Consider the following 15,973-nt stretch of genomic DNA (forward strand, 5'->3'; position numbering starts at 1 on the left):
AGATCCGTCATCCAAAAGGATCGGGCCGGGCGTCATGCCTATTTCGGCATCAGGGCCCAGTAGTCGAAATCGAGAACCACTTCGGGCAGGTAGTTGTCCTCATGGTCCTGTCCGGGGAAGTCATGGCAGGTCCGGTTCTTGGTGGCGACAAGCCGCAGACGCAGCGCGCCGACGTCCGAGCGGCCGTCGATGTCCGCCTTGTCCAGAACTTCCGACCAGGCATAAACCGTGTCGCCGGCTGCCAGCGGGCCGACGTGGCGGCCGCCGTTGATACCGGCAATATGAAACGCGTTGGCCAGCCCGTTGAACGACAGCGCACGGGCAATGGAGATCACGTGGCCGCCATAGACCAGGCGGTGGCCGAAACGGTTGTGAGCTTCCGTGTGCTGGTTGAAATGCACTTTGGCGGTGTTCTGGTAAAGACGGGTTGCCAGCTGATGCTCGGCTTCCTCCACCGTCATGCCGTCGACATGGTCGATCTTCTCGCCAATCTCGTAATCGTCGAAACGGTACTCGGATCCGGCCAGGTCATTGTCCCAATTGGCGGTGTCGAGCAATGGCACAGCGGTGCCGAGAGACTGCGGATCGAGCGCTGAGGGAAGTTCCGGCACCACCGGTTCCGGCGCCGGATTGGCGGCAACACGCTTGTTGACCATCACCCAGCGGACATAATCCAGCACCTCGGTGCCGTTTTCGGTGTAGCCGGTCGAGCGCACATAGACGACGCCGGTCTTGCCGTTGGAGTTCTCCTTCTTGCCGATCACCTCGGAGACGGTGGAAATGGTATCTCCCGGGAAAACCGGTGCCAGGAACCGGCCGCCCGCATAACCCAGATTGGCGACGGCATTCAGCGAGATGTCCGGCACTGTCTTGCCGAAGACGATGTGAAAGGTCAGCAGGTCGTCGACCGGGGCGTGGGAATAGCCCAGGGATTTTGCGAAAGCGTCTGACGACTGAACCGCAAAGCGAGAGCCGTAAAGCGCTGTGTAAAGCGCCTGGTCACCGCTGGTGACGGTGCGCGGCGTTGCGTGGCGGATGACCTGTCCCACCTTGAAGTCTTCGAAGAAATTGCCGCGATTGGTCTTGCTCACCTGTGCCTCCCGGTTCTGATTTGTCGGAGAGGATTAAGCCCGCTGCGGTGCACACAAGCAAGTCAGACGTTTTGCCGATGACCTTGTGAAAGCAAGTCGAGGCTTTGGCATCCTGTGGCAACCCGGGAGCGGTTGCCGGTTGGCAGGGGTCGCTCGGCTATTTGCCGGCCGGGTCGGGCAGCGCACCGCAAAAGCCGCCGCTCGGGGCGGTGCCGGACCCCAGAGCCAGAAGTTTCGGAGCCTTGTAGGGATTGGGCGGTGTCGCAGATGCATCGAGAGCAATCATTGCGGCAAGTCCGGCAAGGGCTACGGAAGCTGTTACCAGCCGGGTCATGATCTTGCCTCCAGCTTCAGGAGCGGGCGCAGTTTCACGCCGTAGATCGATCCGGCAAAGGCGGCCGCGAACCAGACCCAGCCGTGCAGGCTGCCGGTCGAGATGCCGGAAAAGAACGCACCGACGTTGCAGCCGAAGGCAAGGCGTGAGGAATAGCCCAGCAGAAAGCCCGCGACCATTGCCGCGAGCCAGGCCTGTGCCGGCAGCGACTGGATTTTCTGTGACAGGCCGCCGGTGCGCCAGCTGGCGACCAGAAAGGCACCCAGGATGATGCCGATATTGGTGAGGGATGTGTAATCCGTCAGCAGGCTATGGGTCAGGCGCTCGACGGAGGCAGGTGCACTCCAGAAAGCTGATCCGGAAAGATCCGCCCCTGCTGCAGATGCCGCCTTTGCAGCCCAAAGGCCAAGGCCATAGACAACGCCCCAGGGTTGGCCGGCCACGATCAGGTTCAGGATGGCAAGGGCGGCCAGCAGCACGGCTGCAACTATCAGCCGGCGAGGCAGGCGCCGGTTTTCGGGAGCTGCCAGTTTCCAGAGCACTGCGGCGATTGCCGAAAGTCCGAGGAGGGTAATCGCTGCGCCTTGCCAGCCGGACAGGGTCAGAACGGGCAATGCCCCAAGATCTGTCCACCAGATCAGGTGATAGGCCCCGGCAAAGCTGCCGATGGCAAAGAAGGGCAGGGCGACAAGGGAAACCGCGTTGCCGGACCCGGCATTGACCAGGGTGCCGGACCCGCATCCGAGCACGACCTGCATGGCAGCGCCGAAGACGAAGGCTCCCGCGATCATGGCAAAGCCGATCGGGCCCTGTGCGCCGCTCAGCTCGCCCTGGTTTGCGGCAAGCAGGGGAAAGGCCACCAGTGAGACAAGGGCGATCGACAGAAGCTGCGCCCAAAGGCCGCCCGGGTCCCGGCGCAGGATCATCGCACGCCAGGGGCCGGCAAAACCGAAGCGCAGGCCTTCCAGCACGATGCCGAAGCCAAGGCCGACGGCAAGCAACAGGCCATACCGGCCACCAACCAGAAGGGCGGTGGCCAGAACGGCTGCAAGGGCGGCCAAAACAAGACCGCCGCGGCGCCAGTTTGGCGTCGCAGCGGCGGTATGAATGTCTGCGGCTGTGGTCACGTCAGTTCAGTATCTGGTTTATCAGGTTCTGTACGAGACCCGGTGTGTTGGCCATCTCGTTTCCGGACTGGGAATATTCGACCATGGAGCCCGCGTAAAGCTTTGCGTTTTCCACTCCGGCGACTTCGGACACCGCAAACCAGTGAGCTGCGGCCCAGTGGCCGGTGTTGCAGAAGGAAACCGTATCCTTGCCGTCTTGGACACCAAGCGATGCTTTCAGCGCGGCAGGATCGATGGCGGTGGACATTGCCGGCGAGCCTTCCTTGAAGAACGCTGTGTAGGTGTGGTTGATGGCGGTCGGCAGGGTTCCCGGACGCGAGGCAGCTTCATGCGCCTTTTTGCCGTTGAAGAAATCCGCCGGGCGAGCATCTACCAGAAGCGCATTCGACTCGCCTGCAGCGACGGCGGAAACGTCTGCCGTGGTGGCCAGCCAGGTGTCGTCAAAGGTCAGTTCCAGCTCGCTCGGAAAGGCGGATTCGGCCGTGGCGTTGACCGGAAGGCCAGCGGCTTTCCAGGACTCAAGGCCACCGTTCAGGATCGACAGGTCGGTGAAGCCGGTGGATTTCAAGGTCCAGTAGACACGCGCAGCAGAACCGAAGTCCGTATCGGTCTTGCCTTCGGACAGGATGACGATCGGCGTATCCTGTTCCAGGCCGAGTTCTTCCAGTTCGGCTTCCAGCTTTTCGACATCCACAAGGCCACCGGGGTTTTCCGCCGGTCCGCGGAACATGCGATAGGGTGCAAACAGCGCGCCGTCTGCATGGCCTTTCTCGTATCCCTCGTTGCGGATGTCCAGAAGCACCGGCTCCACGGTGTCCAGCGACGCGGACAGCTCGGCAGCCTCCACCAGTGGGCCGAAGCTTGCGGCGGTGGCGGATGTGGCGAGGCTTGCGGTCATCGCCAGTGCGAGAGCGAAATGTTTCATTGGTTCAGCCTTCCTTGTGCGCGGTTGACCTGAGGCCAGGCGCTTCAATTCTCAGGCGGAATTTTAAGGGGTTCCCGGTCGGGAGGCGTGGGATGGCGTTTCAATTTCCGTCACCGGACTGACAATTTAAACCAAGGCGGACATGCGCCGTGGCAATTGGTTGCGGCAAAGGCTTGCGGGCTGTCTCAAGTCTTCTGGTCTGCCGGCGAAACAAGTGGGCCCTGAAAACCGGAGAAGGGAAACCAAAACCTCATTTTGAGGAAGCGCGAAGCGCTGTCTCGAAGAATGGGCGGCAGTTTTTGGAGCAGTACCCATCCTTCGAGACGCCGCTGACGCGGCTCCTCAGGATGAGGTGCAATGGATACTGGCCCTCAGTAAAAAGCCCGGGACATTGCCCGGGCTTTTCTGGTTCGTTCAATCGGGCTTATGCCGATTCCTTGTTCGCCGCACGTTCCGCGCGCTTGCGCTCATGCGGGTCGAGGACGGCCTTGCGCAGGCGGATGGAGTCCGGCGTGACTTCCACCAGTTCGTCGTCTGCGATGTAGGAAAGCGCTGCTTCCAGGGTCAGCTTCTTCGGCGTGGTCAGCTTGACAGCGTCGTCCTTGCCGGCGGAGCGGATGTTGGTGAGCTGCTTGCCCTTCAGCACGTTCACTTCCAGGTCGTTGCCGCGGGTGTGTTCGCCGATGATCATGCCCGGATAAACCTTGGTGCCCGGATCGATCATCATCGGGCCGCGGTCTTCCAGGTTGAACAGGGCATAGGCAACTGCCTCGCCGGTGCCGTTGGACAGCAGTACGCCGGTGTGACGGCCCTGGATCGGACCCCGGTGCGGCTCATAGCCATGGAACAGACGGTTGAAGATCGCCGTGCCGCGGGTGTCGGACAGCAGTTCGGACTGGTAACCGATGAGGCCGCGGGTCGGAGCGTGGAACACCAGACGGGTGCGGCCACCGCCGGACGGCTTCATTTCCAGAAGGTCGGCCTTGCGTTCCTGCAGCTTCTGAACCACGACGCCGGAATGTTCTTCATCAACGTCGATGATGACTTCCTCGATCGGCTCCAGGCGGTTGCCGGCATCGTCATACTGATAGACGACGCGCGGACGACCAACGCCAAGTTCGAAGCCTTCACGGCGCATGTTCTCGATCAGGATCGCCAGAAGAAGTTCGCCGCGGCCGGAGACGACAAATGCGTCCGGCTCGTCGGTGTCTTCCACCTTCAGGGCGACGTTGCCTTCTGCTTCCTTCTTCAGGCGGTCGCGAATGACGCGGGACTGAACCTTGGAGCCCTCGGTGCCGGCCAGCGGGCTGTCGTTGACACGGAAGGTCATGGACAGCGTCGGCGGATCGATCGGCTGAGCCTGCAGGGATTCATTGACCGACGGGGCGCATAGCGTGTCGGCAACGGTTGCCTTGGTCAGGCCCGCGATGGCGACGATGTCGCCCGCTTCACCCTTTTCGATCGGCTGACGTTCCAGGCCACGGAAAGCAAGGATCTTGGAGATACGGCCGTTTTCAACCACGCTGCCGTCACGGGAGAGCGCCTTGATCGGCATGTTCGGCAGAGCGGTGCCCGACACGATACGGCCGGTCAGGATGCGGCCCAGGAACGGGTCGGATTCGATGGTGGTTGCCAGGATGCGGAAATCGCCCGGCTGGGCTTCCGGCGGTGACACCTTGTCGAGGACCATGTCGAAGAGCGGATCCATGCTGTCCTGCGGGCCGTTCGGCTCCAGAGCCATCCATTCCTGCTTGGCCGAACCGTAGAGCACCGGGAAGTCGAGCTGGTCTTCATTGGCGTCGAGGGCTGCGAACAGGTCGAAGACCTCGTCCAGCACTTCATCGGCACGCTGTTCCGGCTTGTCGATCTTGTTGATGGCGACGATCGGCTTCAGGCCGAGCTTGAGGGCCTTGCCGAGCACGAACTTGGTCTGCGGCATCGGGCCTTCAGCAGCGTCCACCAGAAGGATCACGCCGTCGACCATATGAAGGATACGCTCGACTTCGCCGCCGAAGTCGGCGTGGCCCGGTGTATCCACGATGTTGATGCGGGTGTCTTTCCAGACCAGCGAGGTGACCTTGGCCAGAATGGTGATGCCGCGCTCACGCTCGATATCGTTGGAGTCCATCATCCGTTCTTCGGTGCGCTGGTTGTCGCGGAAGGCACCGGATTGCTTCAGAAGAACGTCGATGAGTGTGGTTTTGCCATGGTCAACGTGCGCGATGATGGCAATATTACGAAGGTTCATGAGTGGCTCCAAAAGACAGAACGGGCCCTTGGGGACCCGCAGCTTGTCTGGAAGTTGATTATGCTATGGATCGGCATCCGCGCCGAATTTGGCGCCTTTATACGTGGCGCGAGGGAATTGTGCAACGCAATGTCACATCTACGCATTGACAGTGCTTCCTGAAGCGCCGTATTCGTAAGGTAACCTTACTAAAATGGGGTGGCGATGGGAGTTCCAACTCCGAATGTCGGTGTCACCATGCTGGTCGTTGATCTGGCACGGTTGCTGCGGCGAAACTTCGAGGCGGAGTTATCCAAGGTCGACACTGGTCTGACTGCCGGAGAAGCGCGTACGCTGTTTTATGTCTGGCGACTTCCGGGTCAAAGGCAGGCTGTTCTGGCAGATGCGATGTATGTCGAGCCTATGACCCTGGTCGGGTACCTCGACACGCTCGAAAAGGCCGGATTGATCCGCCGCTGCCAGGACCCGAACGACCGCCGGGCCAAGATAATCGAGCTGACGCCGTCGGCCGATCCATTGCTTGAGAAAATTGGGACTGCCCTGCAAGAGGTGCGCTCCAGGGCGCTTGAGGACATTCCCGCCGACCAACGGCAGATACTGGAATCGCTTCTGCAGACCATGAAGGACAGCCTGCTGCAGGAGGTTTCCAAAGGGAAACAGAAATGACCGCCGACAGCTCAATCATGAGCGCAAGACGTACATCGCTTCTCGGGGCCGGGCTTGTCGCTATCGGCCCCATTTCGATGGCGCTTTATACCCCGGCCATGCCGGCCCTGGTCGAAGCCTTCGGGACCACCGATTCAGCGGTCAAGCTAACCCTGACGGCGTATTTCGCCGGTTTTGCCGTCACGCAGCTGGTTTGCGGCCCTCTGACGGACGCCTTTGGACGCAAGCCGGTCACGATCGCCTTCCTGGTCCTCTATCTCGTCTCAAGCGTGCTGGCGACTTTCGCGCCGACTGTCGAGTTCATGGTCTTTGCCCGAGCCCTTCAAGGTGTGGGGGCCGCGGTCGGCATCGCGGTGTCGCGCGCCATCGTCCGCGACCAGTTTACCGGCCAGGCCTCTGCCAGGATCATGAATACGATCGCGATGATGCTGGCCCTTGGCCCGGCGATCTCACCCACCATCGGCGGGATCGTGCTGGAACTGTTCGGCTGGCAGGAAGTGTTCTGGTGCATGGTGATCTACGGTGCGTTGCTGATGGTTGCGGTGCTCGTGTTTCAGATTGAAACCAACCCGCAGCCGGGCAAGCATCACCTCAATCCGCGGCAACTTGCGATCAACTACGGCACCTTGCTGAAGGACCCGAGGTTTCTGGCACCAAGCCTTCTCATCGGTTTCGGGCTAGGAAACCTTTATGCCCTGGCGACCGTCCTGCCTTTCATCCTGATCTATGAAGTCGGTCTGACGCCGTCCGCCTTCGGGCTGACCATGATCATCCAGTCGGGCTCCTTCATTTCCGGAACCATCCTGACCGGGCGTCTGCTTCGCTTTTTCGACGCCCGCAAGCTGGTGCCCTACGGGCTTAGCCTCTGGGTCGTTGCGTCAACGCTGATGTGCTATGTCACGCTCACCCATGAACCGACGATCCTGACGGTGATGGGGCCGGTGGCGCTGTTCACATTCGCGCTGGCGCTGGTTCTGCCGGCAAGCTTTACTGAATCCATGGCGCCATTCCCGCATATCGCCGGTTCGGCAAGTTCCATGCTCGGCTTTCTGCAGTTCGGCGGCGGCATTGTCGCCAGCCTCGCAATCGCCGCGCTCGGAGAGCCGATCCTCGGTCTCGCTTTCATTCTGCCGGGTATGCCCATCGCCGGCATCATTCTGTTCCTGATCCTGCGCAGCCAGATCCGTCAGCCGGCGGCGGCGGAGTAGGCGCTCATTATCCGCCTCTCCGTCGTCATCCAGGCCAACCGCAGCGCGAGCCGGGACCGGGGAGGCACAGCGCCGAATGATAAGTCTCCATCGGAAACACCTCGGCTCTCCGGTCCCGGATCTCCGCTTCGCTGCGTCCGGGATGACGAAGGTAGGTTTTTTAAAACAAACGGGCCGGTTTCCCGGCCCGCTCTTTTTTCTGGAAACTCTGATCAGGCCTTGCGAACCGGGTCCAGCGTGACGGTGTGCAGTTCGACGTCGTCACGGTCCATCAGGCGGACGGTGAGCTGTTCGCTCTGACCGTCGATGTCGACCAGGCCGAAGAACTGCAGACCCATGGAGGGGGGCAGGTTGGCGCCCTGTTCGGCGGTCGGGGCCTTGATGTACTTAAGCTCCGGGCCGAAGGTCATGTCGAGATCGTTCGGGCCGAAGGTGCCGGCATGGATCGGGCCGGAGACGAATTCCCAGAACGGCTTGAAGTCCTGGAACTGGGCCTTGTCCGGATTGTAGTAATGCGCGGCGGTGTAGTGCACATCGGCGGTCAGCCAGACGATGTTGTCGATGTCTGCCGTCTTGATGAAGCGCAGCAGATCGGCGAATTCCAGTTCTCGGCCCTTCGGAGCGCCGTGATCGCCGTTGGCAACCGCTTCGGCGCCAGCCTGGTCTTTCCAGTTGTCCCAGACGATCAGGCCGATCGGCATGTCGCAGGCGACGACCTTCCAGGTGGCGTTGGAATTCAGAAGTTCACGCTTCAGCCAGGCAAGCTGCTCGGCGCCGAGGATGCGCGAAGCCGGTGTCATGGTGTCTTCCATCGAAGCGCCGTTCGGCCCGCGATAGGAGCGCAGGTCCAGGAAAAATACGTCCAGCAGCGGACCATAGGCGATCTTGCGGTAGACGCGGCCCGGCTCGGCTGGGGTGTAGCGGATAGGAGCCAGCTCGTGGAAAGCCCGGCCGGCGCGAGCGGCCAGAAGGTGGATGTTCTTCTCGCTGTAGCGATCGTCGGACAGGAGATCCTTGGAGGACGACCAGTTGTTGACGACTTCATGATCGTCCCACTGGAAGAAGGTCGGGACTTCCGCGTTGAACGCCTTGAGGTTCTCGTCCATGAGGTTGTATTTCCACTGGCCGCGATATTCGTCCAGCGTTTCGGCAACCTTGGATTTTTCTTCCGTGACGATGTTCTTCCAGACGGTGCCGTCCTTCAGCTCGACGGTTTCCTTCATCGGGCCATCGGCATAAATCGTGTCGCCGGAGTGGATGAAGAAGTCCGGCTGATGTTTTGCCATGGTGGCGTAGGTCTTCATGCCGCCGCGGTCGGTATCGATCCCCCAGCCCTGACCGGCGGTATCGCCCGACCAGGCGAAACGAATGTTGCGGCGGGACGCCGGGGCGGTGCGGAAGCGGCCGGTCATCGGCTCGGATACGGCATTGACGTCGTTCAGGTCGGCAAAGGCGACGCGGTAGAAGACATCCTGATCGGACGGCAGGTTCTCAAGTAGTCGCTTGACGGCAAAATCCGAGTCGGGAAGCGCATTGATCGGGGCAAGGCGCCGCGGCGTTTCGAACGTGCCGGTGGTGTCGACTTCCACCAGCATTTGCGCCGGGCGGTCCGAGCGGGCCCAGATCATGCCGGAATTGGCATCAACGTCGCCGGATTGAAGGCCGTGCGTGATCTGCGGGCGCGAGGCCGCACGCGACAGGCCCGGCATGGCCAGCGGTGAGGCCAGTACCAGACCGGTAGCAACCGATGATTTCAGAAAATTGCGTCGAGAAACGTTTGAAGACATTTTCAAGCTCCGTGGCTGGGGACCGCAGGGGCGAGTCCCTTGGCAAAAACATCAGGTGCTGAAGCTCCGTGACAGACGGATGTCTGTTCCAAGACCGTTTCCCGAATTTTTGATGACGGCGTGTGCGGATTGCCGGAAAACCGCCGCGGAACGATTGAACCTCCAAATTGCTTCCAAATCGTGATCGTCCACAGCCTTGGAGCGGGGTCAAGCAGGGCGAAGTCGCATTGGTGCCGCTTGACCGTCGGTGTCAGACGGGCCAAACACGTGCCTGACCGTCAAAAGGACGCAATGATGCCGACCCCGACAGCCTACGAGCCGCCGCGTTTCGACGCCGGACACCAACGCCCCCACGTGATGGGGATCCTGAACGTGACCCCGGATTCCTTTTCCGATGGCGGGCGCCACGCCAATGCGGATGCCGCCTTGCGGCGTGCACAGGAAATGATTCTGGAAGGGGCCGATATTCTTGATGTCGGCGGCGAAAGCACGCGGCCGGGCTCCGAACCGGTGCCGCTGGACCTGGAATGGTCGCGGCTCGATCCGATCCTTGATCAGGTGATCGACATGGGGACGCCCGTATCGATCGATACCTACAAGGCGGAGATCGCGCGCCGCGCGTGTGCGGCAGGGGCGGTCATCGTCAATGATGTGTGGGGTCTGCAAAAGGATCCGGCCATGGCTGACGTCGTTGCCGAGGCCGGTGTGCATGTGGTTATGATGCATAACCGTCTTGCCGCCGATGCCGGACTGGACATTCTTTCGGACATCGACCGGTTCTTCGAAATCTCGATGGAACTGGCGGAAAAGGCAGGGATCGCCAGGGAAAAGCAGATCCTTGATCCGGGCTTTGGCTTCGGCAAGACCATCAACCAGAATTTCATCGTCCTGAACCGTTTCGAAACGCTGAAGAAACACGGCCTTCCGCTGGTGGCCGGTGCGTCGCGCAAGCGCATGATCGGTGCCGTGCTGGAAGCGGAAACGGAAGACCGGCTGTTCGGATCCGTTGCCGTTCACATGACGGCCATGCTGAAAGGGGCTGCGATTGTGCGGGCGCATGACGTAAGTCCACATGCCGATTGCGTGCGTATGATCGAGGCAACCCGCCTGGAACGGAACCCTGTCGAATGAATGCCGAAAATGCGATGGCTGACGCCCCGACCCGTTGTGCGCTCGGGCTCGGATCCAACCTTGGTGACCCGAAGGCCAATCTGGATGAGGCCATCCGCCGGCTGGAGGAAACGCCCGGCGTCACGCTGGTGTCCCGGTCCTCCGATTACCGGACGCCGCCCTGGGGGCCGGTGCCGCAGGACGATTTCCGCAATTGCTGCGTGGTGATCGATACCACCATGAGCCCGCAGGCGCTGCTGAAGCGCTGTCTTGAAATCGAGACCGAACTCGGACGTGTGCGCGACGTGCGCTGGGGCCCAAGGACGCTGGACATCGATGTTCTGATCTACGGTCTGCAAAAGGTCGCCGAAAACGACCTCGAAATCCCGCACCCGCGTATGGGCGACCGGGCCTTCGTTCTGATCCCGCTCGCCGAAATCTGGCCCGACGCCCCATTGGGCGACGGCCGCACCGCGATGGAAGCATTGGAAACCTGCCCGGACCAGGATGGCGTGGTGAAGCTCGACGGGTGAAGTTTTGAACCGAGTGGCGATAGCGCCGGGGCGGTGAAACCGACGGATGGAACGTTAATTTAAACATTCTTGGACAGGATCCGGCTGGAGATTATCCAGGTCCCGTATTCATGCCAGTTGTTCAAAGTCTGAAAAATGCTCTTGAGAAGCGGCATCTCCTGTCGGCGGATACGCTCACGTTTGCCTTTGGGGCTATCCTGATCCCGAATGCCGTCTTCATTTTTCTCAGCTTGTTCTACTGCCCTTTCCGGACGTTCTTCGTTCTCCTGTTGTCCTTGATCTGTCTGCTGGGTCTCTACCTGCATCGGTCTGTCTTCTTTGTTCTGCTTCTTGCGGTGATGACCGTTGACGTTCTTGTCCTGATTTCCAACTTTTTCCAGATGCCGTTGCCAATGCTGGTCGACTCCCTGCGTTACGCTGGCAATCTCAGCCTGATGAATTCTGCAGTCTACCTTGCGGCCGTCATTGTTCTGTTGGTGTCCTTTGCCCTGACGTACAAAGTCGTGGTGCGCACCCGTCAGAACCGCCAGACAGTGAACCTGGCGCCTTTTTTCGTGGTGCTGGCGATCTACGCCGGTATCGACTGGTGGGCGAATTCCCTGCCTCAGGAATATGCGTTGGCAGCCACGAGCGTTGAGGAAAGCTATGTGCCAACCGACGATGCGGCCAGTCTCTACAGCGGCCTGGAAGATCATCTGGACAATGCACAAAAGCGCAATGTGCTTGTGGTGATGGTGGAAGGCCTGGGCGCGTTTGCCTCGCAGGAACTGCGAGACCTGATCTGGCAGCCTCTGTTGGAACGCGATGTTGCCGATCACTATGTCGTTGAACAAGGCGACGCGGTGTATTTCGGGTCGACGACTTCCGGCGAGGTTCGCGAGCTTTGCAATCTCAAGGCGGATTATCGGGATTTTCGCGATCGGGAGAGTGGTGAGTGTCTGCCGCTGAAAGCCGTCCAGGCGGGATACCGCACAGCCGCGTTTCATGCCTTTACGGGCAACTTCTTCGAACGGTTCGATTGGTATCCGAAGATCGGCTTCCAGGACCTCTTCTTCATGGAAAACAAACTTGGGTTTGGCGCCGACCGAACCCTGCCCCTGTGCGGGATCGCTTTCCAGGGATATTGCGATGAAGACGCTGCCGAAGCCGTTGGGAAATTTCTGTTGGAAGCTGACGGTGACCGCAAGTTTGCCTATTGGCTTACGCTGAATTCCCACAAGCCGGTCAACCCCGGCGAAGTACCGCCTAGATTTTCCTGTGACGATGGCGGCGGTGTTTTTGGAGATGTCGAACTTTGCCGGATGGCGGAGCAGTGGGTGAATGTCTCACATCTGGTCAAGGCGATAGCGCTTGATGAAAGTCTCGCGGAAACCGAAATTGTGCTTGTCGGCGATCACCATCCGCCTCTTTTTTCGCGGAGTGCGCGCAACAAGTTTGCTCCAGGAAGAGTTGCCTGGCTTCACCTTAGGCCCAAAAGAGACGAGCAACAGACACTTGCGGCAAAGTTGTCAGCTACCCAGAACTAGTATGGCTGTTCTGGGAGCAAGATCTGACTTGGGTGGTAATCTGTTACAGTTTGGCTGGTCGTTTCAACGCGTTGCCAGTCCAACAAAACTCTCCATGTGAAACCCGGCTGTTGCCTGGCTTTGTCGGTGCTCCTGGCCAAAGGGGCAGGCCCGTCTTGCCAGGCAGCCGGACCAGCAATCGAGGTTGCGGCTGGTCGCCAGATGGTTTCGGCAGTCGGTGACCTTGTAGCCTTCGTGCACCGTGACGGCACCGACCGGGCAAACCGTGAGGCAAGGTGCATCGGTGCAGGTCGGGCAGGGGCCGTCCATCGTGTCCGGCGTCGGTCCGTCAAAGGGTTCCGCACTCAGAAATGCTGCGCGGAAGCCAGCCCAGGGTCCGAAGGTCCGGTGGGCGAGAACGCCGAGGGGGCTTTGGGAGAAGCCGCCGCATTTCATCGCCCATTGCTGGAACGGGTGATAGGGCGGGCCTTCGAAGGGAAACACCGGTTCGTAGCCGGATGCCTCGGCAAGGTCCAAAAGGCTGCGCCGCGTGTAGCGGTCGAGAGGATCCGGGTGGCCGTTTTTGTATTCCGGACTCGCCGTCAGGTGCGGCCAGATCGACGGACCTGTGCTGCCGATCAGGAGAAGGCTTCGGGCCTGCTTGCCGCCGGCAAGAGGTGGAACGGCAACGGCGCCATCAGGAGCAAAGCCGCCGAGCAACAAAAAACCGGCGGCAGCAAGGTCCTGTTCGAGCTTTGCTGCCGCCGGTCTTGTCATGTCAGAGATCTCAGCCGATCCGGTCGCGCTTGGCGAGGGTGCGCAGGCGCAGGGCGTTCAGTTTGATGAAGCCGGCGGCGTCCTTCTGGTCGTAAGCACCCTGGTCGTCCTCGAAGGTGACCAGCTCTTCGGAATAGAGCGAATAGGGCGAGGACCGGCCGACGAGGATGACGTTGCCCTTGTAGAGCTTCAGCCTGACGGAGCCGGTGACATGCTCCTGGCTCTTGTCGATCAGGGCCTGCAGCATCTCGCGCTCCGGCGAGAACCAGAACCCGTTGTAGATCAGCTCGGCATAACGCGGCATCAGTTCGTCCTTCAGGTGCGAGGCACCGCGGTCGAGCGTGATGGATTCCATGGCGCGGTGCGCCGTCAGGAGGATGGTGCCGCCCGGCGTTTCGTAGATGCCGCGGCTCTTCATGCCGACGAAGCGGTTCTCGACCATGTCGAGACGGCCGATGCCATTGTCGCGGCCATAGTCGTTGAGTTTGGCAAAGAGCGTTGCCGGCGACATCTTCTCGCCGTTGAGGGAGACGGCGTCGCCCTTTTCGAAGCCGATTTCGATATAGGTGACTTCGTCCGGTGCCTCGGTCGGGTCAACCGTACGCTGGAACACGTAGTTCGGTGCTTCCTCGGCCGGGTCTTCCAGCACTTTGCCTTCCGATGAGGAGTGCAGCATGTTGGCGTCGACGGAGAACGGAGCTTCGCCGCGCTTGTCCTTCGGAACCGGGATCTGGTGCTGTTCGGCGAACTCCAGAAGGTCGGTCCGGGACTTGAACGTCCAGTCGCGCCACGGCGCGATCACCTTGATGTCCGGGTTGAGCGCGTAGGCGGACAGTTCGAAACGCACCTGGTCGTTGCCCTTGCCGGTTGCGCCGTGGGCAATCGCGTCAGCGCCGGTTTCCTCGGCAATCTCGATCAGGCGCTTGGAAATCAGCGGCCGGGCGATGGAAGTGCCGAGCAGGTAGACGCCTTCATAGACAGCGTTGGCGCGGAACATCGGGAAGACGAAATCGCGGATGAACTCCTCGCGCAGATCGTCGATGTAGATTTCCTTGATGCCGAGCATTTCGGCTTTCTTGCGCGCCGGCTCCAGTTCCTCGCCCTGGCCGAGATCGGCGGTGAAGGTCACCACTTCGCAGCCCAGTTCGGTCTGCAGCCATTTCAGGATGATGGAGGTGTCGAGGCCGCCGGAATAGGCCAGCACGACTTTTTTGATGTCACCATGCGCCATTTTGGGAAAAATCCAGTTCGATGTTCCTGGCGGTTTCCCGCCGATGAAAATTTGCGGCAATTTAGCCGGTTCTATGCATGGCGCAAGTCCCGCGATGCACTCATTTCGTCGCGTTTCGATCTACACGGGTCGATCTGCCATGTCGGGAAATTTTGGCGGGCGCCTGTTACTGCGCCGCCACTGTTTGCGCGGTTGCCCTGGCGCCGTATCGGGCCAGGAACATGTCGACGCTTTCCTCGATGATCCGTTCCATCTCGGGGCGGGTCGTCACGCGGCCGCTGTGGATGTTCGGGTAGAAGGATCGGGCCTTGATCAGGCCGAGAAATTGCGTGGCCGCCAGGGATGGGTCGTCGGCCGTGAGCTTGCCTTCACGCGTGGCGCGATCCATGAACTCGGTAAAGACGGAGATCTTGGTCATGCGGCTGTCCATATCGGCTGCAAGGGCCGGGTCGCGGATCGTTTCGCTCATGACCATGCGAGCAAGGCTCATGAAGCACGGGTTGATCATAAGCTCGCCTTCGGCCCAGCCGAGACGCACCAGGGCATCGCGAATGGGCGCCGCCGGGTCGTAGGCGACTTCAAGCGCCGAGTTGATCTGATCGGCAAGGCACTGGTTGATCTCCTTGAAAAGCACGTCCTTGCTTTCAAAGTGATTGTAGACCGTGCGCTTGGAAACCTGGGCTCGCTCGGAAATCCGGTCCATGCTGGCTCCGGCATAACCCTTTTCCTGAAACTCCGCGATTGCAGCCTCGACGATCTGCTTCTTTTTCTGATCCGATACGGACATTACCTACTCATATATACCCCGTTGCATTATCTGTCAGACGACAGGACCCCCGCCTCTTTAATCCCAAAAATCGCGCCCTATGTAAACTCTGGCGTTTACAGATGTGCAGTTACGAACTAAACTGCACGGTGTAGTTTACATCCTTTAGCCAGAATTGGCCAGCCAAAGGAGACGCCTCCTCATGTCAGTGACATTAAAAATCAACGGGGAAACGCGTACGCTCGACGCGGATCCCGAGAGCCCCCTGCTGTGGGCTCTGCGCGACGAGCTGGGAATGACGGGGACAAAGTTCGGTTGCGGCATCGCTTCCTGCGGTGCCTGCACGGTTCACATGGACGGTATTCCGGTCCGGTCCTGCCAGACGTTCGTCGGCGACCTTGAAGGTGCTGAAATCACAACGATCGAAGGTATCGACGGCAAGGCGGCTGCTGCTGTCCAGGCCGCCTGGAACGAGCTGGACGTGCCACAGTGCGGGTATTGCCAGTCAGGCCAGATCATGGCCGCGACTGCCTTGCTTGCCGAAACGCCCAAGCCGACCGACGAGGACATCGACGCAGCCATGGACGGCAATGTCTGCCGCTGCGCCACCTATGCCCGGATCCGCAAGGCCATCCACCTTGCTTCAGACAAGATGGAGGCCTGAG

General features: G+C 60.5%; 15 protein-coding genes. 6 read left to right on the plus strand and 9 right to left on the minus strand.

Going from position 1 to position 15,973, the window contains the following annotated elements:
- Window positions 1-38: 38 nt before the first annotated feature.
- From HCG46_RS22605 to typA, 5 genes are all read right to left on the minus strand, one after another.
- Window positions 39-1,091, minus strand: a complete 1,053-nt coding sequence (locus tag HCG46_RS22605; protein ID WP_062486615.1) for a MaoC family dehydratase — start codon at window positions 1,089-1,091, stop codon at window positions 39-41.
- Window positions 1,092-1,248: 157 nt separating this feature from the next.
- Window positions 1,249-1,425 carry a hypothetical protein gene (locus HCG46_RS22610; RefSeq protein WP_168687431.1) on the minus strand — a complete coding sequence of 59 codons (177 nt, stop codon included), beginning with the start codon at window positions 1,423-1,425 and terminating at the stop codon, window positions 1,249-1,251.
- On the minus strand, window positions 1,422-2,552 hold the full coding sequence (locus HCG46_RS22615) for a YeeE/YedE family protein (RefSeq protein WP_168687432.1): 1,131 nt from the start codon (window positions 2,550-2,552) through the stop codon (window positions 1,422-1,424). The genes HCG46_RS22610 and HCG46_RS22615 overlap by 4 nt, the downstream gene beginning before the upstream one ends.
- Window position 2,553: 1 nt before the next feature.
- Window positions 2,554-3,477 carry a rhodanese-like domain-containing protein gene (locus HCG46_RS22620; RefSeq protein WP_209009586.1) on the minus strand — a complete coding sequence of 308 codons (924 nt, stop codon included), beginning with the start codon at window positions 3,475-3,477 and terminating at the stop codon, window positions 2,554-2,556.
- 424 nt (window positions 3,478-3,901) lie between these two features.
- A complete protein-coding gene (typA, locus tag HCG46_RS22625; RefSeq protein ID WP_023002822.1) occupies window positions 3,902-5,725 on the minus strand; it encodes a translational GTPase TypA in 1,824 nt (607 codons plus the stop codon).
- Window positions 5,726-5,929: 204 nt separating this feature from the next.
- Here typA and HCG46_RS22630 point away from each other — a divergent pair, with 204 nt between their 5' ends.
- A complete protein-coding gene (locus HCG46_RS22630) occupies window positions 5,930-6,391 on the plus strand; it encodes a MarR family transcriptional regulator (RefSeq protein WP_023002823.1) in 462 nt (153 codons plus the stop codon).
- Window positions 6,388-7,599, plus strand: a complete 1,212-nt coding sequence (locus tag HCG46_RS22635; RefSeq protein ID WP_168687434.1) for a multidrug effflux MFS transporter — start codon at window positions 6,388-6,390, stop codon at window positions 7,597-7,599. Before HCG46_RS22630 ends, HCG46_RS22635 begins: the two co-directional genes overlap by 4 nt.
- Window positions 7,600-7,811: 212 nt before the next feature.
- Here the strand turns inward: HCG46_RS22635 and HCG46_RS22640 are convergent, their stop codons facing one another.
- The gene (locus HCG46_RS22640; RefSeq protein WP_168687435.1) at window positions 7,812-9,386 is read right to left on the minus strand and encodes an alkaline phosphatase; all 1,575 of its coding nucleotides are present in this window, start codon (window positions 9,384-9,386) and stop codon (window positions 7,812-7,814) included.
- Between the two features lie 294 nt (window positions 9,387-9,680).
- Here HCG46_RS22640 and folP point away from each other — a divergent pair, with 294 nt between their 5' ends.
- From folP to HCG46_RS22655, 3 genes are all read left to right on the plus strand, one after another.
- On the plus strand, window positions 9,681-10,517 hold the full coding sequence (folP, locus tag HCG46_RS22645; RefSeq protein WP_168687436.1) for a dihydropteroate synthase: 837 nt from the start codon (window positions 9,681-9,683) through the stop codon (window positions 10,515-10,517).
- Window positions 10,514-11,029, plus strand: coding sequence for a 2-amino-4-hydroxy-6-hydroxymethyldihydropteridine diphosphokinase (gene folK, locus HCG46_RS22650; RefSeq protein WP_205838629.1), 516 nt, complete (start codon window positions 10,514-10,516; stop codon window positions 11,027-11,029). The genes folP and folK overlap by 4 nt, the downstream gene beginning before the upstream one ends.
- 110 nt (window positions 11,030-11,139) lie before the next feature.
- The gene (locus tag HCG46_RS22655) at window positions 11,140-12,555 is read left to right on the plus strand and encodes a sulfatase-like hydrolase/transferase (protein ID WP_168687437.1); all 1,416 of its coding nucleotides are present in this window, start codon (window positions 11,140-11,142) and stop codon (window positions 12,553-12,555) included.
- Window positions 12,556-12,618: 63 nt separating this feature from the next.
- On the opposite strand, the gene HCG46_RS22660 is transcribed toward HCG46_RS22655, so the two are convergent.
- From HCG46_RS22660 to HCG46_RS22670, 3 genes are all read right to left on the minus strand, one after another.
- Window positions 12,619-13,311 carry a hypothetical protein gene (locus HCG46_RS22660; protein WP_168687438.1) on the minus strand — a complete coding sequence of 231 codons (693 nt, stop codon included), beginning with the start codon at window positions 13,309-13,311 and terminating at the stop codon, window positions 12,619-12,621.
- Window positions 13,312-13,321: 10 nt separating this feature from the next.
- A complete protein-coding gene (locus tag HCG46_RS22665; RefSeq protein ID WP_055659793.1) occupies window positions 13,322-14,542 on the minus strand; it encodes an argininosuccinate synthase in 1,221 nt (406 codons plus the stop codon).
- A 166-nt stretch (window positions 14,543-14,708) separates the two neighbouring features.
- On the minus strand, window positions 14,709-15,329 hold the full coding sequence (locus HCG46_RS22670) for a TetR/AcrR family transcriptional regulator (protein ID WP_152505326.1): 621 nt from the start codon (window positions 15,327-15,329) through the stop codon (window positions 14,709-14,711).
- A gap of 181 nt (window positions 15,330-15,510) precedes the next feature.
- Here HCG46_RS22670 and HCG46_RS22675 point away from each other — a divergent pair, with 181 nt between their 5' ends.
- The gene (locus HCG46_RS22675; protein WP_023002833.1) at window positions 15,511-15,972 is read left to right on the plus strand and encodes a (2Fe-2S)-binding protein; all 462 of its coding nucleotides are present in this window, start codon (window positions 15,511-15,513) and stop codon (window positions 15,970-15,972) included.
- The last annotated feature ends 1 nt before the right edge of the window (window position 15,973 follow it).

Source organism: Labrenzia sp. PO1 (assembly GCF_012273635.1).
In the GTDB taxonomy this organism is placed as follows: domain Bacteria; phylum Pseudomonadota; class Alphaproteobacteria; order Rhizobiales; family Stappiaceae; genus Roseibium; species Roseibium algicola.

Coding starts and splice junctions, on each gene's coding strand:
- HCG46_RS22610 (WP_168687431.1), bottom strand. CDS start 1,425: ATGACCCGGCTGGTAACAGCTTCCGTAGCCCTTGCCGGACTTGCCGCA.
- HCG46_RS22620 (WP_209009586.1), bottom strand. CDS start 3,477: ATGAAACATTTCGCTCTCGCACTGGCGATGACCGCAAGCCTCGCCACA.
- typA (WP_023002822.1), bottom strand. CDS start 5,725: ATGAACCTTCGTAATATTGCCATCATCGCGCACGTTGACCATGGCAAA.
- HCG46_RS22630 (WP_023002823.1), top strand. CDS start 5,930: ATGGGAGTTCCAACTCCGAATGTCGGTGTCACCATGCTGGTCGTTGAT.
- HCG46_RS22635 (WP_168687434.1), top strand. CDS start 6,388: ATGACCGCCGACAGCTCAATCATGAGCGCAAGACGTACATCGCTTCTC.
- HCG46_RS22640 (WP_168687435.1), bottom strand. CDS start 9,386: ATGTCTTCAAACGTTTCTCGACGCAATTTTCTGAAATCATCGGTTGCT.
- folP (WP_168687436.1), top strand. CDS start 9,681: ATGCCGACCCCGACAGCCTACGAGCCGCCGCGTTTCGACGCCGGACAC.
- folK (WP_205838629.1), top strand. CDS start 10,514: ATGAATGCCGAAAATGCGATGGCTGACGCCCCGACCCGTTGTGCGCTC.
- HCG46_RS22655 (WP_168687437.1), top strand. CDS start 11,140: ATGCCAGTTGTTCAAAGTCTGAAAAATGCTCTTGAGAAGCGGCATCTC.
- HCG46_RS22660 (WP_168687438.1), bottom strand. CDS start 13,311: ATGACAAGACCGGCGGCAGCAAAGCTCGAACAGGACCTTGCTGCCGCC.
- HCG46_RS22665 (WP_055659793.1), bottom strand. CDS start 14,542: ATGGCGCATGGTGACATCAAAAAAGTCGTGCTGGCCTATTCCGGCGGC.
- HCG46_RS22670 (WP_152505326.1), bottom strand. CDS start 15,329: ATGTCCGTATCGGATCAGAAAAAGAAGCAGATCGTCGAGGCTGCAATC.
- HCG46_RS22675 (WP_023002833.1), top strand. CDS start 15,511: ATGTCAGTGACATTAAAAATCAACGGGGAAACGCGTACGCTCGACGCG.